Origin of the sequence: Pseudomonas tehranensis, assembly GCF_014268615.1 — a bacterium.
GTDB classification, from domain to species: domain Bacteria; phylum Pseudomonadota; class Gammaproteobacteria; order Pseudomonadales; family Pseudomonadaceae; genus Aquipseudomonas; species Aquipseudomonas tehranensis.
The window spans coordinates 1-21,245 of record NZ_JABWQV010000011.1; the positions used below are offsets into that span (position 1 = coordinate 1).

Annotated in this window: 19 protein-coding genes; 5 read left to right on the forward strand and 14 right to left on the reverse strand. The window is 60.5% G+C overall.

The window, feature by feature from the left end; translation table 11 throughout:
- Positions 1-42: 42 nt before the first annotated feature.
- Positions 43-447, reverse strand: a complete 405-nt coding sequence (locus HU811_RS04365; protein ID WP_092398248.1) for a VOC family protein — start codon at positions 445-447, stop codon at positions 43-45.
- A 154-nt stretch (positions 448-601) separates the two neighbouring features.
- Here HU811_RS04365 and HU811_RS04370 point away from each other — a divergent pair, with 154 nt between their 5' ends.
- Positions 602-1,459, forward strand: coding sequence for an SDR family oxidoreductase (locus HU811_RS04370; RefSeq protein ID WP_092398246.1), 858 nt, complete (start codon positions 602-604; stop codon positions 1,457-1,459).
- Between the two features lie 68 nt (positions 1,460-1,527).
- Here the strand turns inward: HU811_RS04370 and HU811_RS04375 are convergent, their stop codons facing one another.
- From HU811_RS04375 to HU811_RS04385, 3 genes are read right to left on the reverse strand one after another with little or no spacing between them, the layout of a single operon-like run.
- Positions 1,528-1,974 (reverse strand): DUF421 domain-containing protein, encoded by a 447-nt coding sequence (locus HU811_RS04375; RefSeq protein ID WP_092398244.1) that lies wholly within the window; start codon positions 1,972-1,974, stop codon positions 1,528-1,530.
- A 7-nt stretch (positions 1,975-1,981) separates the two neighbouring features.
- Positions 1,982-2,500: a hypothetical protein gene (locus HU811_RS04380; protein ID WP_186654248.1), complete on the reverse strand. Its 519-nt coding sequence runs from the start codon at positions 2,498-2,500 to the stop codon at positions 1,982-1,984.
- Between the two features lie 8 nt (positions 2,501-2,508).
- Positions 2,509-3,009, reverse strand: coding sequence for a CinA family protein (locus HU811_RS04385; RefSeq protein ID WP_092398240.1), 501 nt, complete (start codon positions 3,007-3,009; stop codon positions 2,509-2,511).
- A 162-nt stretch (positions 3,010-3,171) separates the two neighbouring features.
- Between HU811_RS04385 and HU811_RS04390 the strand changes: the two genes are divergently transcribed.
- Positions 3,172-3,783: a Yip1 family protein gene (locus tag HU811_RS04390; protein ID WP_186654249.1), complete on the forward strand. Its 612-nt coding sequence runs from the start codon at positions 3,172-3,174 to the stop codon at positions 3,781-3,783.
- A gap of 23 nt (positions 3,784-3,806) precedes the next feature.
- Here the strand turns inward: HU811_RS04390 and ligD are convergent, their stop codons facing one another.
- Genes ligD through HU811_RS04410 form a run of 4 tightly spaced genes read right to left on the reverse strand, consistent with a single transcriptional unit; the run spans position 3,807 to position 9,889 of the window.
- Positions 3,807-6,362: a DNA ligase D gene (gene ligD, locus HU811_RS04395; RefSeq protein ID WP_186654251.1), complete on the reverse strand. Its 2,556-nt coding sequence runs from the start codon at positions 6,360-6,362 to the stop codon at positions 3,807-3,809.
- Complete coding sequence (locus tag HU811_RS04400) at positions 6,359-7,522, reverse strand: carboxylate-amine ligase (RefSeq protein WP_186654253.1); 1,164 nt, start codon at positions 7,520-7,522, stop codon at positions 6,359-6,361. Before HU811_RS04400 ends, ligD begins: the two co-directional genes overlap by 4 nt.
- A complete protein-coding gene (locus HU811_RS04405; protein WP_186654255.1) occupies positions 7,494-8,495 on the reverse strand; it encodes a methyltransferase in 1,002 nt (333 codons plus the stop codon). The genes HU811_RS04400 and HU811_RS04405 overlap by 29 nt, the downstream gene beginning before the upstream one ends.
- An 8-nt stretch (positions 8,496-8,503) precedes the next feature.
- Complete coding sequence (locus HU811_RS04410; protein ID WP_186654257.1) at positions 8,504-9,889, reverse strand: iron-containing redox enzyme family protein; 1,386 nt, start codon at positions 9,887-9,889, stop codon at positions 8,504-8,506.
- A gap of 219 nt (positions 9,890-10,108) precedes the next feature.
- On the opposite strand from HU811_RS04410, the gene HU811_RS04415 reads away from it, so the two are divergent.
- Positions 10,109-11,446 (forward strand): cation:proton antiporter, encoded by a 1,338-nt coding sequence (locus HU811_RS04415; RefSeq protein WP_186654260.1) that lies wholly within the window; start codon positions 10,109-10,111, stop codon positions 11,444-11,446.
- A gap of 4 nt (positions 11,447-11,450) precedes the next feature.
- Here the strand turns inward: HU811_RS04415 and HU811_RS04420 are convergent, their stop codons facing one another.
- Entirely contained in the window at positions 11,451-11,987 is a 537-nt protein-coding gene (locus HU811_RS04420; protein ID WP_092398225.1) for a hypothetical protein, read from the reverse strand.
- Between the two features lie 156 nt (positions 11,988-12,143).
- Here HU811_RS04420 and HU811_RS04425 point away from each other — a divergent pair, with 156 nt between their 5' ends.
- Positions 12,144-12,374: a hypothetical protein gene (locus tag HU811_RS04425; RefSeq protein WP_092398223.1), complete on the forward strand. Its 231-nt coding sequence runs from the start codon at positions 12,144-12,146 to the stop codon at positions 12,372-12,374.
- Positions 12,375-12,399: 25 nt separating this feature from the next.
- Here HU811_RS04425 and HU811_RS04430 read toward each other — a convergent pair whose 3' ends face one another.
- The 3 genes from HU811_RS04430 to HU811_RS04440 form a co-directional block, all read right to left on the reverse strand.
- Positions 12,400-14,331: a hybrid sensor histidine kinase/response regulator gene (locus HU811_RS04430; protein WP_186654262.1), complete on the reverse strand. Its 1,932-nt coding sequence runs from the start codon at positions 14,329-14,331 to the stop codon at positions 12,400-12,402.
- Positions 14,332-14,441: 110 nt separating this feature from the next.
- On the reverse strand, positions 14,442-16,763 hold the full coding sequence (locus HU811_RS04435; RefSeq protein ID WP_186654263.1) for an ATP-dependent DNA helicase: 2,322 nt from the start codon (positions 16,761-16,763) through the stop codon (positions 14,442-14,444).
- On the reverse strand, positions 16,760-18,412 hold the full coding sequence (locus HU811_RS04440; protein WP_186654265.1) for a VRR-NUC domain-containing protein: 1,653 nt from the start codon (positions 18,410-18,412) through the stop codon (positions 16,760-16,762). The genes HU811_RS04435 and HU811_RS04440 overlap by 4 nt, the downstream gene beginning before the upstream one ends.
- A gap of 223 nt (positions 18,413-18,635) precedes the next feature.
- On the opposite strand from HU811_RS04440, the gene HU811_RS04445 reads away from it, so the two are divergent.
- Complete coding sequence (locus tag HU811_RS04445; RefSeq protein WP_173406954.1) at positions 18,636-18,860, forward strand: YgdI/YgdR family lipoprotein; 225 nt, start codon at positions 18,636-18,638, stop codon at positions 18,858-18,860.
- A gap of 40 nt (positions 18,861-18,900) precedes the next feature.
- Here HU811_RS04445 and HU811_RS04450 read toward each other — a convergent pair whose 3' ends face one another.
- Both HU811_RS04450 and HU811_RS04455 read right to left on the reverse strand, forming a co-directional pair.
- A complete protein-coding gene (locus HU811_RS04450; RefSeq protein ID WP_367616227.1) occupies positions 18,901-19,287 on the reverse strand; it encodes a hypothetical protein in 387 nt (128 codons plus the stop codon).
- 76 nt (positions 19,288-19,363) lie between these two features.
- Positions 19,364-21,214 carry a polyurethane esterase gene (locus HU811_RS04455; protein WP_186654267.1) on the reverse strand — a complete coding sequence of 617 codons (1,851 nt, stop codon included), beginning with the start codon at positions 21,212-21,214 and terminating at the stop codon, positions 19,364-19,366.
- Positions 21,215-21,245: the final 31 nt, after the last annotated feature.

The following is a 21,245-nucleotide window of genomic DNA, read 5'->3' on the forward strand; positions in this document are numbered from 1 at the left end:
ACCGAGCGGGAGCAAGCTCCCTCGCCACAATGGATCCGCGTTTTACTCGCACATATCCGGCGCATAAACAAAACACAACTTGTTCCCCTCCGGATCGCGGCAATAGGCCCCGAAATACCCTTCTGAGTACTGGGGGCGCGGGCCCGGCGGGCCTTCGTCGGTGCCGCCCAGGGCGATGGCCTGCGCCCAGGCGGCGTGCACGGTGTGCGGTGAATCGGCGGCAAAACTCACTTGCATGCCATTGCCCCAAGTCGCGGGCAAACCATTGAACGGCAATTGCACGAACACCTGGGGCCAACGCTTGCCGGGTTGATGCCAGCCTTCTCCCGGCGGGCCCGAGTCGTTTTCACTGGGCAGGCGTACCAACCCCAGGCAGCCCAGCACGGCATCATAAAACGCGACCATTGCTGGCAGGTCCCGCGCGCCGATTTGTATGTGACTGAACATATGGCCTGCTCCTTATTCACATTCGCCCCACATTAAGTCGATGTCGATCGCAAGGCACCTCGCGCTCATCGACCGGCCCCGGAATCCGACCGAACTCTGCCTGAAGGCCCACAGTCCACCCTCCATCGACTATACATCCAGCATGGAGAATGTCATGACTGACTACCCTACCCCGCCGTTTCCAAAACAAAGCCAACCGGTGCCCGGCACTCAACGCAAGATGGATCCGTATCCAGACTGCGGAGAACAGAGCTACACCGGTTCCGGACGCCTGGAAAGCAAGATCGCCTTGATCACGGGCGCCGACAGCGGCATCGGTCGTGCTGTGGCGATTGCCTTCGCCCGCGAGGGCGCGGACGTGGCCATTTCCTACCTGGACGAGCATGAAGACGCCAGGGAGACTGCCCGTTGGGTAGAACAGGCCGGCCGCCAATGCCTGTTGCTGCCCGGCGATCTGGCGGACAAGGCCCAATGCCGCAAGATCGTCGACGAAACCGTCGCCCGTTTCGGGCATATCGACATTCTGGTCAACAACGCGGCGTTCCAGATGACCCACGAAAACCTGGAAGACATCCCCGACGAAGAGTGGGTGCGCACGTTTGATATCAACATCACCTCGATGTTCAGGATCTGCCAGGCCGCCGTCCCGCATATGAAGGCGGGTAGCTCGATCATCAACACCACTTCGGTCAACTCCGACATGCCCAAGCCGACTCTGCTGGCCTACGCCACCACCAAAGGCGCCATCGCCAACTTCACCGGCGGCCTGGCGCAGATGCTCGGGCCCAAGGGCATCCGGGTGAACAGCGTGGCGCCAGGGCCGATCTGGACACCGCTGATTGTGGCCACAATGCCTGAGGAAGAAGTGCAGAACTTCGGCTCCCAGACGCCCCTTGGCCGTCCTGGCCAGCCGGTGGAAGTGGCGCCGATCTATGTACTGCTGGCTTCGGATGAGGCGAGCTACATTTCCGGTTCCCGGTATGGGATTACGGGCGGCAAGCCGATCCTGTGAGTCAAGCAGTGATACGCAGCTGTTGTGGCGAGGGGATTTAGCCCTCGCCATAAATCATGTGAAGGGGATCACGACTCCTTGGCAATCACCGAGATCTTGCCGTTACGCTCGATAATCGCGAACTTGATCTGTTCCAGTGTCTCGATCCCCTGGCTCGACCGTGCCGCTTCCATGATGTCTTCTTCTATGAGTCGGGCATGGCGCATGCGTGCCTTCAGTATTCGCCCATCCTCCACAATAATGGTCGGGCCGCCGTCAATCAGTTGCGAGACCCATTGTGAGCGTTGCTTGAGCAACGACAGGCCGACATCGATGGCAATCAGCGTCACGATCACCATCAACGAATTGGTCAGCGAGAAATCGTCCCCCAGCAACGCCTGCTGAGTGGCCTCGCCGATGATCATCAGCAGGACAAAATCAAACGTGGTGATTTCCGCCAGGGAGCGACGCCCAGCGATCTTGAACAGTACCAGCAACGCCCCATAGATCGCGGCAGCCCGCAGCACAGAGTCCATACGTCACCTACGGAAAAATGAATTGATCGAAACTGACCGTGGCGCCACCGGGCGTGGCAATACGACTGTGATAGAGCCCCAGCCCATCGCCCAGCAGTGACAGGTAAAGGCTGGCCTCTCCATTGGCATCCGCCTGGACCCAAAGCTTCAGGCCCCGCTGCGCACTCGCCGAGCGCACGGGCTGGGGCTGCAGGGTCTGCACCTCGAAACCCTCCAGCCACTGGCCGACCAGTTCCACCTCCAGCACGGCATTGGGCTGCCCCTTCAGATGGATGACCATGGGGTTGGTAGAACCGTTGCGGTGGAACATTTCGTACTCGACGCCGAGTCGGCCATCACCGCTGTGTACATCTCGAGTGCTCAACGGGCCGCGAGAGAACAATCCAAGCAACGTCAGGATCACCAGCAATACCAACACGTACCAACCCACTCGCTCGAAACGCCAGACCTTGAGCTGGTAGGCCATGTCTTCGCGGACCGGGAACTGGCGGCTGCGCAACTCCTCGGATTCAGTGGGATGGGTCATGGGGGCTCCTATCTGCGTTCACCCGCCAGTGCGCGTTGATGAAAGTGCCGCAACTGCACAAGCGCATGTTCAGCGGCCCACCGTTGGACCTGGTTGCGACTGCCGAAAAACCTCTCCTGGCGACTGAACAGCGCTCGCTCGCCGCGCATATCGAACGCCCAGGCAAAACAGACGGTACCCGCCGGAATGCCGTCCATGTCGTCCGGCCCGAGAATGCCGGTGGTGGCCACGGCGACGTTGGCATTGGCGTCGCGCAGCGCGCCGAGGGCCATTTCCTCGGCCACCTCACGGCTGGTGAGATTGAAGGTGTCGATGGTGCATGGGTTGACCCCTAGCAATCGTTGCTTAGCCTCCGGGGAATACACCACGTAACCGCTTTCAATCAGCGAGCCGCTGCCCGGCACTTCGGCCAACAGGGTGACGATTTTGCCGGCTGTGCAGGATTCAGCCGTCGTCAGGCGCAACTGGTGTTCACGCAGGTAATCAACCAGGGAGCAAGCAACAGTCATGGCATACAGTCCTTCAGGGATCTGATGGATTGACCCCGGCCGTATTGATTCATTCCCTCGGATCATGCCCCGCGGGCACTCCAAATAAATGAACCCCGGGCCGATCCTGAACCTCAAATCCGTATAGGCCTCAGCAGAGGCTGTACTGATCAGGAGGTCGTCATGTCTGCCCCTTTCGTCAAACTGTTCACCCACCCCGAGTTTGCCTGGAAAGACATCCGCGAGCAGGAACAAGCTCACCCGCGCCACTATCTGGCTCACCTGTTGTTGCTCGCCCTGATTCCCGTGGTGTGCCTGTTCATTGGGACCACCTGGACCGGCTGGAGCCTGGCTGAAAACGAAACGGTACGGCTCAGCACGGCCAGCGCCCTGCAACTGAGTGTGCTGCTGTACCTGACCATCGTGGCCGGCGTGATGCTCATGGGGCTGTTCATCCGCTGGATGTCGCGCACCTTCGAAGCCCGCCCTACGGTCAACCAGTGCATTGGTTTTGCCGCCTACACCGCCACGCCCTACTTCCTGGCCGGGATTTTCGGGCTCTACCCCAACCGCTGGCTGGCGGTGATCGCGCTGGCAATGGCGTCGGCCTACTCGACCTTTTTGCTGTTTGTTGGCCTGCCCAAGTTCATGAACATCAAGAAGGAACAAGGTCTGTTGTACTCCGCCAGCGTATGGGGCGTAGGGCTGTTGGTGCTGGTGACCATCCTGGTGGAAATGATCCTGCTGTGGTTCAACGTCTTGCAGCCGGAATACCTGCGCGTTCCGGTGAGTTGACAGTCGGGAGGCACCGAACAAGATTACTTCTCGGTCTTTTTCATACCAATGCGTCGGCGCATGTCGGCGGTGATGTTTTGGCGGGTCTTCTTCAGGCCCGCCCACGGCTCGTGACCCACTTGTGCCAAACGCTCATGGACGTTGTGCACGTTCCACAGATTCGCGCCCTTGAGTTCGGCGACTTCCTCGCGAAAGATCGGCACCGACACCGGCAACCCTTCACGGGTTCGCGCGGCATAGGCGCAGATGGTGGTGGCGCCCAGGCCGTTACGCAGATAATCGATGAAGATCCGCCCTACCCGGTTCTTTGGCCCTGAGACCGCCGAGAAGCGATCCGGCAATAGCTTGGCCATGTGGCTGACAATCGCATGACTGAAGCCCTTGACCTCGTCCCAACCCAATTTGCGGGTCAAGGGCACGACAATGTGGATCCCCTTGCCGCCGCTGGTCTTGAGAAACGCCTTGAGCCCTAGTTCATCGAGTACCGACAAGGTCAGATGCGTCGCTTCCACCATGCTTTTCCAAGGGAGGGCCGGATCCGGGTCAAGATCGAGCACAAAGCGATCAGGCTTGTCCAGGTTCACCGAAGTGGCATTCCAAGTGTGCAACTCCACCGTGCTCATTTGCACCGCGCCGATCAACGCTTCGGCATTGTTGATGATCATCACCGGCTGCCCAGTCAATGATTTGTCGAGGCTGGTGATGCCAGGAATCGCCAGGCGCTCGGCGTTTTTCTGGAAAAACAACTCACCGGCAATGCCATCCGGCGCCCTGACCAATGCCACCGGGCGATCGGCCAATTCCGGCAGGATGAATTCGGCGACGCTGGCGTAGTACTCGGCCAGTTGCAGCTTGGTCGTGCCGCTGCTGGCGTCGATGACCCGTTCCGGGTGGGTAATGCGCACCTTGCCGTCCATGGCCGGCGCCTTTTTCGCGGTCTTTTTCACGGGCTTGGCCAGCTCCTGGGTGATCGACTTCGCCGGTTTATCGTTGCGCAAACCATGAAACACGGCATGGCGGACCGAGCCTTCCTTGGTCATCTCGGCAAACGCCACCTCAGCCAGCAGCGTCGGCTCCAGCCAATGCACGCCTTTGGCGTCATATCCGGTGGGTGGGTTGACCACCGCAGCCTTTGTTCTTTCCAGGGGCAACAATTGCTGGTGAATGCTGTTGAGCGTTTGCTCATTGAACCCTGTGCCGACCTTGCCGGCATAGCGCAGTTGCCCGCTGTCGGCATCGTGCAGCCCCAGCAGCAAGGCGCCGAAGCCATTGCGGGCGCCCTTGGGCTCGCTGAAACCGACGACGACGAACTCCTGGCGATTCTTGCACTTGAGCTTGATCCAGTCGTTGCTGCGCCGGGAAACGTAGGCACTGCCCATGCGTTTGCCGATCAATCCTTCCATCTGCATTTGGCAAGCACTGTTGAGCAAGGCTTCAGGGGTTTCTTCGAAGGCATCGGAGAACCGCAACAGCGGATTCTTGTTGCTCGCAAGCACCGCCGCCAACGCGGCCCGCCGCTCTTGCACGGGCACCTCGCGCAGATCCATGCCATTGAGGTAAGGCAGATCGAACAAGTAGTAGGCAATCTTGTTGCTGCTGCCGGCGTCGAAAGCGTTTTGCAGGGCCTGGAAGTCCGGGACGCCTTGCTCGTTGGCCACCACCATTTCGCCGTCCAGCCAGGCTGATTCCAGGCCCAATCCGGCCAGGGCCTCGGCCTGTTTGGGCAGCTTGTGGGTCCAGTCATGGCCGTTGCGGGTGATCAGCCTCACGTCGTCGTTTTCAATGCGGGCGATGACGCGGTAACCGTCAAACTTGATTTCATAGAGCCAGTCGCCGTCAGGCGCGCGTTCTACTAACGTAGCTAGTTGCGGTTTGAGTGTCTTGGGCATTGGCCCGGCCACCGCGCCGCTGAGGGTGGTGGACGAGGTTTTTTTCGACGGTTCAGACTTGGCGGCCTTTTTGGGTTGCTTCGCTGCCGTCACCTGGGCGGCAGCCTTACCACGGTGTTTGGGTACAAGGGTACGCTCGCTGAGCACGCTGTCCGGCTCAGCCTGGACCACGTCGTACTCGCTTTCGGGGCGTGCCGCTGCGTCCTGGTGCTTGATCAGGAACCACTGTTCCTGCTTGCCGGGCATGTGGGTGCGCACCAGGTTCCACAGGCCGCTGAGTTTTTCCCCTTGCAACTCGAACTTGAGCCGGCCTTTTTCATAGGCCTCGTGGGCATCGCCCTGGGGAATCCACACGCCCCGATCCCAGACAATGACGTCGCCGGCGCCATAGTGACCTTCGGGGATGCTGCCTTCGAAGGTCGCGTAATCGAGCGGATGGTCTTCAACATGCACCGCCAAGCGCTTGACCTTGGGGTCCAGGGACGGCCCCTTGGGCACCGCCCAGCTCTTGAGCGCACCGTCCAGCTCCAGCCGGAAATCATAATGCAGCCGTGAGGCGTCGTGCTTTTGAATACAGAACTGCAAGGCATGAGCGGTTTTCGTCGATTTACGTGAACGCTTGGCCGCCGGTTCCGGGGTGGCGGCGAAGTCACGCATCCGGTTGTAATCCTCCAGGGTCTTGCTGCTCATGGACCACCTGCCACTTGCAACAGCGACGGGTCGGCCACGGGCATCCCAGCAGTTTCGGCCAACAATTGATCGACCACCCTGCTCAAGGCGTGCTCGGTGGAGTCACCCAGCAGCAGCCCTTGTTCGTAGAGCACGATTTGCCGATCGGAACTGGAGCCTTCCTGGACGATACGCCGCGCCTGCTTGAACACATCCTCAACGTCCAGCGCGGCGGCCGTTTCGCCAAAGGTTTGCTCCGCCAGTGTGATCCACTCCCCGATCATCATCGGCTGCTCCTGCCCCTCCAGGATGAACTCGGCCAGGGTTCCATGACGCTTGGCCCGCCAGCGATTCTCCTTGAGGATCCAGTGGGAGGTCAGGCTGAAGTGCGCGCCGGGCGCAGGTTGTGCAATGGCATGAGCTACCATCAGGCGAAACAGCGAGGCCAGGCACAGGACATCTTCAACGCGCGGACAGGCATCGCAGATTCGCAGCTCCAGCGTGGGATAACGCGACGAAGGCCGCATCACCCACCAGCAATCGCTGGGCTGGCGAATGGATCCGGTGCGCATGAGCATGTCTACGTAGCCGGCAAACGCCGATTCGTCCTCGAAGAACTCCGGCACGCCCATGCGCGGCCATTCATCGCAAGCGACCTGACGGTAACTGCTGAACCCGCTGTAGGCGCCGTTCCAGAAGGGCGAAGAAGCACTCAGGGCCAGGAACATCGGCAACCAGGGCAGCACCTCGTTCATGACCCGGACACGGTCCTTGTTGGCCGGCACCTCTACGTGCACATGCAGGCCCGAGACTACGCTACGGCGGGCCACCCGCTGGTAATCGTCGAACAGTTGCTGAAAGTGCAGTTCGTCGGTGGGCTGCAGACCCTGGGTCGCCATGGGATGAGATCCTGCGCTGAGCAGGCCCAGGCCATGGGCAGCCAGGCACTGGGTCAGGCCTGTGCGCACCCGGGACAGATAATCGGCCGCCTCGGCCAGGTTGCGAAAAATAGGCGACGCCATCTCGATCTGACACTGGAACATTTCATGGGCAAAATGCTTGCCCAGTAGCGCCTGGCACGCCGCGACAACCTCTGTCGAGGGTTGATCCGGCATGCAACGGGTTTGCAGATCGGTGATGAAATACTCCTCTTCAATGCCGAACTTCAGTCGCCTGTTCATCGATAGTCCCTCCGATACCCGCGCCGATGCGGGTTACAACCAACGCCACCACGGCGATCCTTTCTACATCCTGGTAACCCGGGGTGAGCAGTTCTTCACCAAACACGTCCGGGTCCAATTCCTTGTAAGTCCAGCCGAAATCCGGCGAGTCGCGCCAAGGCTCAAGCGCCTCGAGAAACGGATCACGACCATCGACCATCGCCACGCCGGTGTAGAGCACCAGCGAGCCACCGGGCGTAAGCCGTGGCAGGGCCTGTTCGACGATGCGCAGCGACAGCCCGGCGCCCAGTGCGCCACCGCCATGGCGGTAGGCCCGTTCGCTGGGGTCGGCCATGTACGGCGGATTGGCGACGATCAGGTCGAAATCGCCCTCCACATCCTGGAGCACATCGCTGCGGGCGATCTCGACGTTGGACACCTCGGCCAGCGCTGCGTTGACCGCGCTCAGGCGCAGGGCCATTGGATTGATGTCCACCGCCAGCACCTGTGCCTCGCGCCGGGCGCGGGCAATGACCAGCGCACCGACACCGGCGCCACAGCCAATGTCCACGGCCCGATGTATTGCCGTGAAGTTCTGTTGCAGATAAGTATGGATCAGCTGGGCGAAACGATAGCTGTCGGGACCGAAAAACACCGCGTCGTTGGCTTGGGTGGGAAATTGCGAATGAGCGAACAACAGGCCGTCAAGGCTCGACCAGCGCACCCGGCTATGCAGCAGGCCGTCGCGCTCCTCCAGCACCTCGGCTTGCTGCAATTGACGCTGCTCATCGGCGCTGATCAGCCCCGGGGCAAACGGGCGCGACCAGCCGAACACGTCCCTCAGGGTCCTGGAGCGCTCATTACCAGGCCGCTGGTTGACGCGTTCGTGGGTCAGAGGTGTCGGGGTAATGAAGCGATAGCCGTCGGCTTGCAGGCGTCGGCCCAATTGCAACAGCGCCAGGTCGGTTTCTGATAGGCGTTCTTCCTGATTCATGCGGGCTCCTAGCGCAGCGCGGATTTGAGTTCGATGAAACGACGAGTCGCCAGCAGGCCGGCCGGATGGCTGTGGCAGCGTGCCGAAAGCCACGGCATCAGGGTCTGCATCTGCGCATCGGGCGCCTGGCCGCGCAGGGTCTGTTGCAGGCTCTGTACATCGGGATCCTCGGTCGGCGTCGGTGGTTCGCACGCGGCGCATTGGGTGCGGCGTGGGGCCTTTCGGGCGCCCCCTTTCAGCCAGTCACCGGCGATCCAGTCGTGCAGCAACTGTTTTTCATAGGGGCTGAACACCCCGAACATGGCCGCGCCCGCCCCTTCGATCAGGGTCCAGAACCGGCTGTTCTGCGGATCTTCATGACGTTTTATCCAGCCCTTGTTTTGCATCGCCGTCAGGAAACCCTCCAGCTGTCCAGGTGCTGCCAGCCATTGATTGACGGTCTTGCCTTCGAACTTGCAGTAATCGGAATGCATGTGCTGGCCGAACGGGCGTTTGCGTTCGAGCATCTCCAGCACTTCGCGATACAGGTCGAACGACTCGATGATGGTTCGGCTGCCTTGGCCCAGGTCATTGAGGCGATAACCCAGGGTGACCCGGCGCCAGAAGGCTTCGCGATCCGCTTCCATCGGCAGCAGTTGCAGCAGCGACTGGATGGCCTTGTGGGCATGACCGGTGCTCGCGTTGTCGATCGTGACGTGGAGGGTGAAGTAGTAAGGGTCGATGTCCAGCTCAGTCAGCTCATAAGCGCTGATCAACAGGTGCAAGGGCAATTGTTCGTAACCCAGGTTGTAACCGATTACTTCAGGCAGGTATTCATCGCCGGCATAACCCAGGGCCAATTGCACGGCACCTTGCAGGTAGCGCTCGTCTTCAATGTCGGGCGCGTCCGACAGGTCGTGTTCGGCGAGCAGCTTGCGATAGATCACCACATGGTTTTGCGAAGGATTGCCGTCTCCCAGCTCTTCCAGATAGGTGCACAGCAGCCCTTCAAAACGATGGTCGTGCCAATGCTTGAGCACGCCATACAACCACGCGCCATCCACCCGTTTGGTCGGCGCCACCGCCTGCAGGAAATACAAGGCGTGGGCCTTGCAAGTGAAGAACTCTCGCGGACCGGCGTTTTTGCGCCGCTCCAGATACTCGGCGTACTGGCGGGCTACACCGGCGCTGTGTTGCTCGACCCAGGCTTGCAGGGCCGTGGGGTCGCCGGGCATTTCCAGGGGCAGCGTCTCGGCCTGCCCCAGGCATTGCTGGAGGAAGGCCTGGGCGACGGCCTGTTTGTCAGCATCGTCGGGGCCATTGAGCAGCCGCTCATAGCATTGGCGCACGTTCCCGGCATCCATGAATGAATGCACGGTGGCAGGCCGGGATTGGAGGGGTGTCAGCGCAGTCATAAGGGCCTCTTGGGTTCTCGGCAGGACGCTGAATCAACACGTCTCTTCTTTTGCAGAGCGCCGGGAATGACGAAAAATTCCCTTGGGGTGAAATGCTGCCGGACAAACGGGAGCGTACCGCTTCGATGGGAACCCCTGCTTCGCTGCGGCGCTCGAATCACTGACAGGAGTCGAACATTGGCTCCCCTGCTTTACCTGTCCGCTATCCAAGGAGCAGCAATGATTTTTACGGTATGGGTAGCGGTGCTCGGCGCCGTATTGCTGACCTTGGCCCTGACGTCCTCCTACCTGCGCTGGATGCCGGTGACCACCTCGGCAATCTGCCTGGGTTTGGGTGTTGCCATCGGGCCGGCGGGCCTGGAGCTGTTGAGGCTGGACATTGCCGACTCCTCGGCCTGGATGGAACACCTCACGGAAGTCGCGGTGGTGTTTTCGTTGTTCGTCAGCGGCCTCAAGTTACGCTTGCCCCTCAAGGACCGAAGCTGGCGCGTGGCTTATACCCTGGCCGGGCCAGTGATGATCCTGACCATCGCGGGCCTGAGCCTGATACTGCATTTCCTGTTCGGCCTCGGTTGGGGCGTGTCGGTATTGATCGGGGCGATCCTGGCGCCGACTGATCCGGTGCTTGCCGCGCTGGTGCAGGTTAACGACGCCCGGGATGACGACCAGGTGCGGTTTGGCCTGTCGGGGGAAGCCGGTTTGAACGACGGCACCGCCTTCCCCTTTGTGATTCTGGGTTTGTTGTTGCTGAACGAGGACGGCCTTGGTTTTCTCGGCGACTGGATGCTGCAGGATGTGCTGTGGGCGGTGCCGGTCGGTTTGCTCACCGGTTACTGGATGGGGCGCGGTATCGGCTGGTTGACCCTGTCGATGCGCATCAAGAACGCCGACAGCACGCTCTCGCCCAACGATTACCTGGCCCTGGCACTGATTGCCCTGGCCTATGTCGTGGCCGAAGCCCTCCAGGGTTATGGTTTTCTTTCGGTGTTCGCCGCCGGCCTGGGCCTGCGCCAGGCCGAGGTGCAATCGACAGATGAACACTCACTTCCGGCCGAACACCTGGTGCAACCGGTCGTGGGGCACGAAGCGGCCACCCCCCGGGACGCGGTCCGGGGTGACGCCGAGACGCTGGAAGAGGGTCAGGTGGCCGCCGGGGTCATGATGAGCGACATGCTCGCCTTCGGCAGTCTGGTGGAGCGTTCCATGGAAGTGTTTTTGGTGACGCTGTTGGGGGTGGTGCTTGCCACTCATTGGGACTGGCGGGCGCTGGTCATCGGCGGCCTGCTGTTTGCCGTGATTCGCCCGTTGAGCTTGTTGGTGTTGCCATGGGGGCGGCTGCTGGACAGGCCGCAACGGCTGCTGATTGGCTGGTTCGGCATACGCGGCATCGGCAGTCTGTTTTATCTGTTCTATGCGGTGAACCATGATTTACAGCCAGAGATGGTCCAGCTGTGCATCGATATCACGCTGTCGGTGGTGGCCCTGAGCATTCTGGTCCATGGCCTGAGCACCCAACCCATACTGGCCTGGTATGAGCGACACAAAAAATCGAGCTGAGGCTTCAGCCGCCTGGATCACTCACCTGGATATAGATCGAGTACACCCCAAGCAACACCCAGAACGTGGCAAAGATCCATGGCGTACGCACCGAAAACAACAACGACTTGCGATAGCCCTTGTGGGTCGATTCCTGTTCGCTGAACAGCGGGGACTCATCGTAGGCCAAGCCCATCAATGGCTCTGCACGCAGCAACTCGCTTTGCTTGAAATGCCAATGGTCAATGATCTCGTAAGCGGCGCGAATTCCTGGCCAGGCGTTGAGCGAGCTCAGGAAGCCCAGCAGAGCCAGGAACGGCGGCACGATCAAGGTGAACAACTTGCCCCACTCCGGGTTCAGGTTGGCCATGCATGAGGCAAAGGCGATCACCAGGAAGGACTGGGCAGCCAGGTAGGCATCGGTTCGATTGGCCAGGATGCTGGTTTCGTACTGGATCTCCCGACGATAGAAATCCAGGCGTTCCTTGGGCGAGCCGAACAGCTTGGCATTGTGTTCCGTCAGTTCTTCATCCGGGGTATGGCTGGTGAGTATTCTGGGCATTGCGCAGGCTGCGCCTCGGGCGTGGGTTTGGGACTTGTTAGAAGAAATGAGGGACAGGCAAGTTCCGACCACCGGACCAGAGGTGCGACCCGGGTTCAACGAAACACTTACCGATCGTCACGGTCTCTAAATCACCAAATGCTTAAGGAGGGATCTGTGGACTATCTTGGATGGGTGCAATGGCCGGCGATGGTGGTAACGGTGCTGGCCGCCTGGCTGATCGGCTCACGTCAGCCCCGACGGCGGGTGGCCGGGTTCAGTTGCTTTATCGCGAGCAATATCCTGTGGGTCATCTGGGGGCTGCATTCAGACGCCTACGCGCTGATCGTGCTGCAATTCTGCCTGTGTGCGATGAATCTGCGCGGGTTCAAGAAAAATACCGAATGAACCTGTGGCAGGTGCATGCCTGAGGCTACTTCATCGCCTGCCCAATGACCCGCACCAGATCGATCTGCTTGAACGGTTTGGTCAGCCGCGGCAATTGCGTGGCGAACCCCTCCAGACGCTCGGCGTAACCGGTGGCCAGGATGATGGGCAGGGTCGGATGCCGGTCACGCAACAGTTTCGCCAGCTGCGCACCGTCCATCTGCGGCATGGCCATGTCGGTGATCACCAGATCGATGTCCGGGTTGAGCTCGAACATCTGCAGCGCCTGAGCCGCTGATGGGGCGCAAAGCACCCGGTGGCCCAGATCTTCGATCAGCAACCGGGTGCTGGTCAGCACCAGGCTGTCATCATCCACGACCAACACCCGTAGCTCGTTCACCGGCTGTGTGGTCGTGGCCTGGGACGGCGCCTTGCCTGGCGCCGAACTGTCAGCCACTGGCAACCACAGCTCAGCGGTAGTGCCTTCACCTTTGCGGCTCTTGAGCATCAGGCGGCCACCCAATTGCTCGGCCAGGCCGTGCACCATGGACAAGCCCAGGCCCGTGCCCTTGCCGACGCCCTTGGTGGTGAAGAACGGGTCCACAGCCGAAGCCAGCGTGGCCTCGTCCATGCCTTCGCCCTCGTCGGTGATGGACAGGCAAATGTATTGCCCTGGCGCCATCGGCGTGTCCTTTCCGGCCTCGGTGCCTGAGCGTTCCCGGGCGGTGATCAGTATCCGCCCACCATGTGGCATGGCATCCCGAGCGTTCGTCGCCAGATTCAGGATGGCCAGTTCCAGTTGGTTGACATCGGCCAGCACCGGCGAAAGCGCTTGGGCAAAGTCGGTCTGGATGTGTATCGAAGGGCCGATGGAGCTTTGCAGCAAACCACTGATGCCCTGCACCAGCGCCGACAGTTCCACCGATTCGGAGGACAGTTTCTGTCTGCGGGCAAATGCCAGCATGCGTTGCGTCAGCGAAACACCGCGAAGCGCGCCCTGGCTGGCGTTATCCAGCAACTGCATGAGCTTGGGGTCGCTGGGCATGCGTTTGCGCACAATTTCCAGGTTGCCGAGGATCACCGTCAGCAGGTTATTGAAGTCATGGGCGATGCCACCGGTGAGCTGGCCGATGGCTTGCAGTTTCTGGGACTGGAACAGCGCTTCGCGTGCCTGCTCCAAGGCTTGCTGCGCTCGCGTGGCATCGGTGATGTCGCGGGTGATCTTGGCAAAACCCAGCAGTGTCCCCGTGTCGCTGCGGATCGCATCAATGACCACATGCGCCATGAACCGCGTGCCATCCTTGCGTAACCGCCAGCCCCTTTTTTCGAAGCGCCCTTCATTGGCGGCGATGCTCAAAGCTCGTTGTGGCTCACCGGCCTGGCGGTCCTCAGGGGTATAGAACATCGAAAAATGCCGGCCGATGGCTTCCGCCGGAAGATAACCCTTGATCCGTTGCGCACCCAGGTTCCAGTTGGTCACCTGGCCGTCAGGGTCGAGCATATAGATGGCGTAATCGGTGACACTTTGCACCAGCAGGCGAAACTGCTGTTCGCTTTGCTTGAGGGTTTCCTCGGCCATCTTGCGATCGGTCAGGTCGCGGGTGATCTTGGCAAAGCCCAGCAAGTCGCCGCTCTGGCTATCGATGATCGGGTCAATGACGACATGGGACCAGAACAACGTTCCGTCCTTGCGCACCCGCCAGCCCTCGCCTTCGAAACGGCCCTCGCGCAAGGCCGTGTCCAGCGCCCGTTGCGGAAGACCGTCTGCGCGATCCTGGTCGGTGTAGAAGCGTGAAAAGTGTTGGCCAAGGATCTCGGATTCCTCGTAGCCCTTGAAACGCCGGGCGCCGGAGTTCCAACTGGTGATGATACCGGAGGGGTCGGTCATGTAGATGGCGTAGTCGACCACGGCGTCGATGAGCAGGCGAAAACGCTGTTCCTGATTGATGAGTGCGGTCTTGGGGGCGTCTTCGAGCATTTTTTTGGCCAAGGCATCCAAAAGGATTTTTTGCGAAGTATGGAGCAAGTGCGGCATCGGAAATAGTGATTAAATCCGTGGGAATCAGCAGCTTGATCGCGATATGAGATTCACCACAGATCCCCTGTGGGAGCACGCTCACTCCCACAGCAGTTGTGCTGCTCTTGACTAACTGACCACCAGCGCGGCAACAAGTGCTGCACTCTCGGCTCACCGAAGCGATCGTCGATCAACATCACCACCCCACGATCCTGCTGCGTACGAATGACACGACCCGCCGCCTGCACCACTTTTTGCAGGCCGGGATACAGGTAGGTGTAATCGTAGCCATCGCCGAAAATAGCCGCCATGCGCAGCTTCATCTGCTCGTTGACCGGGTTGAACTGCGCCAGACCCAGGGTCGCGATGAACGCACCGATCAGGCGGGAGCCCGGTAAATCGATGCCCTCCCCGAACGCACCGCCCAACACCGCAAACCCAATCCCCTGGCTGTGTTCCATGAATCGTTCAAGGAACGCCTGCCGGGGTGCTTCGCCCATGCCGCGTGATTGCGACCAGGTGGCAATCTGCGGATGCCGCTCGGCAAACAGTCCGGCCACTTGCTGCAAGTAGTCAAAACTGCTGAAGAAGGCCAGGTAATTGCCCGGGCGCTCGCTGAACTGGCGGGCCATCAACGCGACGATAGGTTCCAGGGACGCCTGGCGATGGGCAAACCGGGTCGAGATCCGGCTGACAACCTGTACATCAAGCTGTTGCGCCTGGAATGGCGACTCCACGTCGATCCACACAGTGTCCGCCGGGACGCCCAACAAGTCAGCATAATAGTGCCGGGGGCTCAGGGTGGCGGAAAACAGCACGCTGCTGCGGGCGGCGGTCAGCCTGGGTCGCAGAAAAGCGGCCGGCACTACATTACGCAGGCACAGGGTCGATGCGCTTCGCTGTCGGCCATATTCACGCTTGTGTATGTCGAACAGAAAGTGCTCATCAAAGGACTCCGCCACCCGGGCAAACTGCAAGGCATCGAAGTAAAACGCCTGTAAACCGCTATCCAGGCCCTGAGGATGGTCATTGAGGTAATCGCTGATAGCCGTGGTGCACAGCGACAGGGCCTGGAGCAGTTTCTCCGGTGGTTTTTCATACGCCTGATAGACCGCAACCTGGGGCTCATGCAGCGCGTTCCACTGGCGATTGACTCGCTGTAGGGCTTTCTTCAACGTCTCGGGCGCGGTTTTGCGCACTGCTGCCAAGACGGACTGATCGAGGGTCGCGCTGTACATCTGCCGTCCCCGCTCCACCAGATTGTGGGCTTCGTCCACCAGGGTCGCGACGGTCCAGCCATTGGCCTGGGCCAGACCAAAGAGCAAGGCGCTGAAGTCAAAGTAATAGTTGTAGTCAGCGACCACCACGTCTACCCAGCGGGCCATTTCCTGGCTCAGGTAGTACGGGCAGATATCATGGGCCAGAGCAATATCGCGCAACGTTGCCTGATCGAGCAGCGTGACCTGGCTCGCCGCCGCACGGGCGCGCGGCAGTCGATCATAGAACCCGCGGGCCAACGGGCAGGCTTCGCCATGGCAGGCCTTGTCCGGGTGCTCGCAGGCTTTATCCCGAGCGATCATCTCCAGCACCCGCAACGGCATCGACGGTGCGCTTTGGGTAATCACTCGGGCCGCATCCAGCGCCAGTTTGCGCCCTGGGGTCTTGGCCGTGAGGAAGAACACCTTGTCCAGTCGCTGTGGCGCCAATGCCTTGAGCATCGGAAACAAGGTGCCCACGGTTTTGCCAATGCCGGTGGGCGCCTGGGCCATCAGGCAGCGGCCGGTGCTGATGGCCTTGAACACCGACTCAGCCAAGTGTCGTTGCCCGGTCCTGAAGCCAGCGTGAGGAAATGCCAGCGTCTGAGCGCCGAGGTTGCGCGCCTGTCGGTGAGCCATCTCCTGTTCGGCCCAAGCGAGGAACAGCGCGCACTGTTGTTCAAAGAAAACCTCAAGCTGCGCCGCTTCAAAGCTTTGCGTCAGGCAGGTTTCCTTTTCGCTGACGATGTCGAAGTAGACCAGCGCCACGTCGATCCGCGGCAATTGCAACTTCTGGCACATCAGCCAGCCGTAGATTTTTGCCTGGGCCCAATGCAACTGGCGATGATTGGCCGGTTGCTTGTCCAGGTCGCCCCGGTAGGTCTTCACTTCTTCGATGCGATTGCAGGCCGGGTCGTAGCCATCTGCCCGGCCTTTGATCTGCAGCGTCTGGTAGCGGCCCTCCAGGCTCACTTCGGCCTGGTAACCCTCGCTACGCCGCGAGGCCACGGTACGGTGGCCGACGATCCCTTCCATGGCCGTGGGCGACGGCGTGAAGCGCAGGTCCAGGTCGCCGGTCTTGGCGGTGAACTCGCACAGTGCCCGAACGGCGATGCTGTAGCCCGGCGCCTGGGTCATGCGCCCTGCTCCGCCCACTGCACATAGCAGACGGCGACGGGCATCTGGTGTTCGTGACAGAACTCCAGCCAGCGCAGTTGATTGTCTTGCAGGCGGTCGCCGGGGCCTTTGACTTCGATCATGCGGTAAGTCTTGTGCTGCGGCCAGAACTGGATCAGGTCCGGCATGCCGGCGCGGTTGGCCTTGATATCCAGCAGCAGGCGGCTGAACCAGTGCTTGAGGTGTTCGGCAGGCAGGCAGTCGAGGGCCTGATGGAGCAACTCTTCGGACAACGCGCCCCAGAACACGAAAGGCGACTGCACGCCCCACTTTTCTGTGTAACGACGGACAATGGTGTCCCGGTAGCGTCCATCGTCGAGCTGCGCGAAACAGGCCGCGAACAGCTCGGCGCGTCGCTCGTGAAAGTCCTCGTTGAGCAGGTCCACCGGCCCGCGCTGAAACGGGTGGAAAAACGCTCCCGGCAACGGCGCAAAAATCACCGGCCAGCACAGCAGGCCAAACAGCGAGTTGATCAGACTGTTCTCCACGTAATGCACCGGCGCGGTTTCATCGTGCAGATGGGCCTGAACGTGATACTCCACCGACAAGGCCGGATCGACACGGGGCAGGTGCAGGTCCAACCGCTCGACCTTGCGCGCCATGGTTCGCGGCACCGGGGGGCCGCCCAGCTTGCGCCGCAGCCGGGGCAGGATCCTGAGCAGGGCCTGGGTTTCGGCGGCGCTTTGCGGCTTTTGTGCCGCCGCCTGCGCCCATTCCAGGGCCAGGGCGTATTCACCGATGCGCTCCATCACCCGGATCATCCGCAGCCGTGCGCCGGGGTAGCTGCAATCCTGATAAATGCGCAAGGCCAAGGTGAAATCGCCGATGCGCTCCGCGTGCTGGCCTATCTGAAACAGCAGCTTGCCCCGGCGTCGCTCCAGCCAGGGGTTGTCCAGGCTCAAGGCATGGATTTGGGCAACGATCTCTTCAAGAGGCTCGCCGGCTTCGAAACGCTGCTGACATTCGTGGAGGAAGAGGCAGGCATCGACATCCTGACGGCTGCGCAGGCCACGGGACTGGACACTGAATTCAACGGTTTCATAGGTGAAGATGCCCAGATCCGCCAGCACGAACTCCGACCAATCCTGATAGAGATTGCCAAAAAACAGCAACCGCAGGCGGTCGCAGAGGTTCATGATCGTCAGGCTGAAGAGACGGTCTTCCAGCAGCGGGCACCAAGTGCAAAAAGGCTGTGGTTGATCGAAATGGCCCTGCAAGAATTCGAGCCACTGGCCCTTTTTCGCCTTGGGGTGTTCGATCAGGTGACCCAGGCACAGGATGATTTCCTGTTTGCGCAACACCTCAAACAGCTCGACAAGCCCGAGAGGCGCCTGATCCTCGACCCAGCCCAGCGCCAACAACGGTTCGACGGCGCTGCCAATATCACCAATCTCAGGGTACTGCAGCTTGCTATGGCGAAAATGCCGCCCCTTGCGCATCACCATGCGCACCAACAACCCCTGGGATGCACGGGGCAAGGTGGCGAAATCGTCGATGAAGCGTTGCTCCTCGACGCTGAGCACATCGGCATAGCGCGCTGCCAACCAGGCGAGCACTTGCTCAAAGTTGTTCAGATAGTAGAAGGGATCATCGAGAGGGTTGTTTGTCACGGAAAGAAGTGCCGTTGCCTGCCGGAGTACTGGTTATGCGTACAGATATCAGCTACGGCGGGCGCAGGCAACTGCAAAAGATGAGCGGTCGCCCGCATTCAGGAGGAAAATCCAGCACTGGCGATGAACTTTCCTACGGCAAGCGAGACCAATGGCGGTTAACTACAGTGATGGCACGGTCTAATCAACTGAACTGCGCCTTTTTGATTGAGAGGTTACGGATATGAACATCAGGATTCTGGGTCTGCCCCTGGTCGCCGCTGCGTTGCTGGCTCTGGCCGGCTGCTCATCACCAACTGTGGTGACCTTGCAGAACGGTACCCAGTATTTGACCAAGGATGCCCCCAACACCCGTACTGCTGACGGTTTCTATGAGTTCGAAGACATTTCCGGCAAAAAAGTGCGGGTCCGCGCCGATGAAGTGGCGACGGTGCGTAAGGAAGACTGAGTTTATTCGAGCCCTCTGTCCGCAGAGGGCCTGTTTGAAATCAGCGGATAGGATCCAGGCTCATCTCCAGCGCCAAGCCGCCCTCGTCGCAACTGATCTTCGCGCCTTTTCGTCGCAACGACCGTTCCTGAATTCGCAGGCAGTGCTCGTATTCCAGTTGAGTGGAACGATCAATGCTGATATTCCCGGTCATGTCTGGTCTCTTCGCTTCATCAACGCCTACCGAAACCCATGACTTGGGCGTCTGCATTTCAAAGCGAGGCAGGTACGAAGGCGCATCGAACGGTTTGCCTCGTTCGGCGGCGGGCAATTGCTCGGGTGTGATGCCATAGCGGGTCAGAATCGATTGATCCGGCAATTCGGCCAAGGCGCCAGCCGAGGCCAAGGCCCCCATCAGGCCGATGATGGGGCTTTTCTTGCTGCTCACTGCTTCACTTCTCCTCAAATCAATTACAGTGGCGAGGGAAATCCCCTCGCCACAGGCTACTCAAAACGATCCTGAATCAGGCAAATACAATGTCGCCTCCCACCTGGCCGGGGTTGACCCCCACCAGGGTCACCGAACTGTCACCGACCTCAAGCAGCGTGTCACCGCCGACCTGAGACAGGTGCTGGCGGTAGTCGTAACCTGCCCCGGCGCCCTGCACGCCCAGGAACACCAGTTTGTCGCCGGCATCATACCCACTGATCAGATCGTGGCCGAACGCGCCATTGAAAAGGAATGTGTCAGCGCCGCCGCCCGATTGCAGCCGGTCATTGCCCGAGCCGCCGACAAAGGTGTCGTTACCCGTACCGCCCAGTAGCACATCGTTGCCGTCATGCCCGAACAGCCAGTCCCCCGATGATCGCGCGGTCAACGTATCGTCAGCCGAGGTGCCGGTGGTCGACGATGCATACGCCGTGAGCTTGCTGCCCGCCACCAGGCCGTTGGCCGTAACACTGTGGCTCACCTCGTCCTTGACCAGCCCCCAGAACAAACCGGGTTCTTTGCTGACGAGCGTATCGATGTCGCGGGTCATGCTGATTGCACCCTGGGCATCGCGCACGTACAAGGTCCCGGCGCCGTCCTGGACGAAGCTTGCATCCTTCACCGAGGACTGCAGTTGCAGGGTATTGCTGCCCTGCCCGCCCAGTATCACGTTGTACCCACCAGCGTCGCGAAAGGTGTCATTGCCGGCGCGGCCCTCCAGATAGTCATTGCCCTGTCCGCCCTGGATCAGATCATCACGGTCAGTGCCGATGATAAACGTGCTGCCGGTGTGGGTTTCGGCGTTGCGATTGAGGTCCTGGACCCACGTATTGCTGCGTGCGGGATCCGACAGGTTGGCGACGATGATGGTGGAGTCTTTCTCGGTGAGGTCGTAGAACGCCGAATCGAGGATCCGGCCCATGCCATCGCCGTAACCGGTGGGCAGGTGGGATATCCAGGTGGGGATGTTGAGGATGGAAAACGGCAACACGTTCCAGGCCGCCGAGGCATAGTGGTCGTTGAAGCTGACGATGTTGTTGGTGGCTGACGCCTGCGGAGCATCATGTACGCCCACCGATGCGGGGGTGAACGTGGAGCCGTCCAGTGCCCGGAACACCGGGTCATTTTCATAACCGATGTTCAGTACCTTGTCGGTGCTGCTTTGGGTGGGTGAGGCGTAAGCGATGTAATTGGCGCTGCTGTAGAACCCCGACCATTGGCTGCTGCTCAAGTCCGCCAGGCTGTTGACCGCCAGCCCACCGAGGCTGTGGCCACTGACCAGCACGTCCTGGCCCGTCAAGCCGTGGGCCTGGGCAAACGCCGCGACGTCCCCGAGCAAGTTGCCGAATGCTTGGCCGACGTAGTTTTTCGCGTAGTCCTGGGGGCCGAAAGCCGCCATCAGATCGCTGATGACGTCGCCAATGGAGTCGCTGATCAGAGTCTCCCGTGGGCCGCTGGTGCCACGAAACGACACTCCGATTTGTGTCAGTTGCCCATCGCCGTCGTACTTGCCGAGAATTTCCACCTGCGCGGTGGTGTAGCCGGCCTTCTCACCAAAAAACGTTCCCCGGTCATCCACCTTGCCGGTGTAGCCCAGTTGCGATGCGCTGATCGGGGTCCAGCCGGCCTCTTGCACCGCCTCCAGGGCGAGCTGTTCCGAGTCGGGATTCCACGGCACGCCGGGGATCACCCCTTGCGAATCGGTGCTGCCCAGCAGCGCCGTCACCAGCGTGGCGGGTAGCCCCGCACCGAAGCCGTTCTGCTGGTAGCCGGCGGCAAAGCCGTGGTCCAGATTGTGGTAGGAATACAGCATGATCGCCATTGCATCGCTGACCAGCGCCTTGGACTCGGTGGTGCCGAGGTTTTTATAGTCGTAGATACCCATCGTGATGACCTCTTTTTTTGTTGTTGGAAAG

Bases quoted from the DNA above. Each gene is read 5' to 3' on its own strand.
- HU811_RS04365 (WP_092398248.1), bottom strand. From the start codon at position 447: ATGTTCAGTCACATACAAATCGGCGCGCGGGACCTGCCAGCAATGGTC.
- HU811_RS04370 (WP_092398246.1), top strand. From the start codon at position 602: ATGACTGACTACCCTACCCCGCCGTTTCCAAAACAAAGCCAACCGGTG.
- HU811_RS04375 (WP_092398244.1), bottom strand. From the start codon at position 1,974: ATGGACTCTGTGCTGCGGGCTGCCGCGATCTATGGGGCGTTGCTGGTA.
- HU811_RS04380 (WP_186654248.1), bottom strand. From the start codon at position 2,500: ATGACCCATCCCACTGAATCCGAGGAGTTGCGCAGCCGCCAGTTCCCG.
- HU811_RS04385 (WP_092398240.1), bottom strand. From the start codon at position 3,009: ATGACTGTTGCTTGCTCCCTGGTTGATTACCTGCGTGAACACCAGTTG.
- HU811_RS04390 (WP_186654249.1), top strand. From the start codon at position 3,172: ATGTCTGCCCCTTTCGTCAAACTGTTCACCCACCCCGAGTTTGCCTGG.
- ligD (WP_186654251.1), bottom strand. From the start codon at position 6,362: ATGAGCAGCAAGACCCTGGAGGATTACAACCGGATGCGTGACTTCGCC.
- HU811_RS04400 (WP_186654253.1), bottom strand. From the start codon at position 7,522: ATGAACAGGCGACTGAAGTTCGGCATTGAAGAGGAGTATTTCATCACC.
- HU811_RS04405 (WP_186654255.1), bottom strand. From the start codon at position 8,495: ATGAATCAGGAAGAACGCCTATCAGAAACCGACCTGGCGCTGTTGCAA.
- HU811_RS04410 (WP_186654257.1), bottom strand. From the start codon at position 9,889: ATGACTGCGCTGACACCCCTCCAATCCCGGCCTGCCACCGTGCATTCA.
- HU811_RS04415 (WP_186654260.1), top strand. From the start codon at position 10,109: ATGATTTTTACGGTATGGGTAGCGGTGCTCGGCGCCGTATTGCTGACC.
- HU811_RS04420 (WP_092398225.1), bottom strand. From the start codon at position 11,987: ATGCCCAGAATACTCACCAGCCATACCCCGGATGAAGAACTGACGGAA.
- HU811_RS04430 (WP_186654262.1), bottom strand. From the start codon at position 14,331: ATGCTCGAAGACGCCCCCAAGACCGCACTCATCAATCAGGAACAGCGT.
- HU811_RS04435 (WP_186654263.1), bottom strand. From the start codon at position 16,763: ATGACCCAGGCGCCGGGCTACAGCATCGCCGTTCGGGCACTGTGCGAG.
- HU811_RS04445 (WP_173406954.1), top strand. From the start codon at position 18,636: ATGAACATCAGGATTCTGGGTCTGCCCCTGGTCGCCGCTGCGTTGCTG.
- HU811_RS04455 (WP_186654267.1), bottom strand. From the start codon at position 21,214: ATGGGTATCTACGACTATAAAAACCTCGGCACCACCGAGTCCAAGGCG.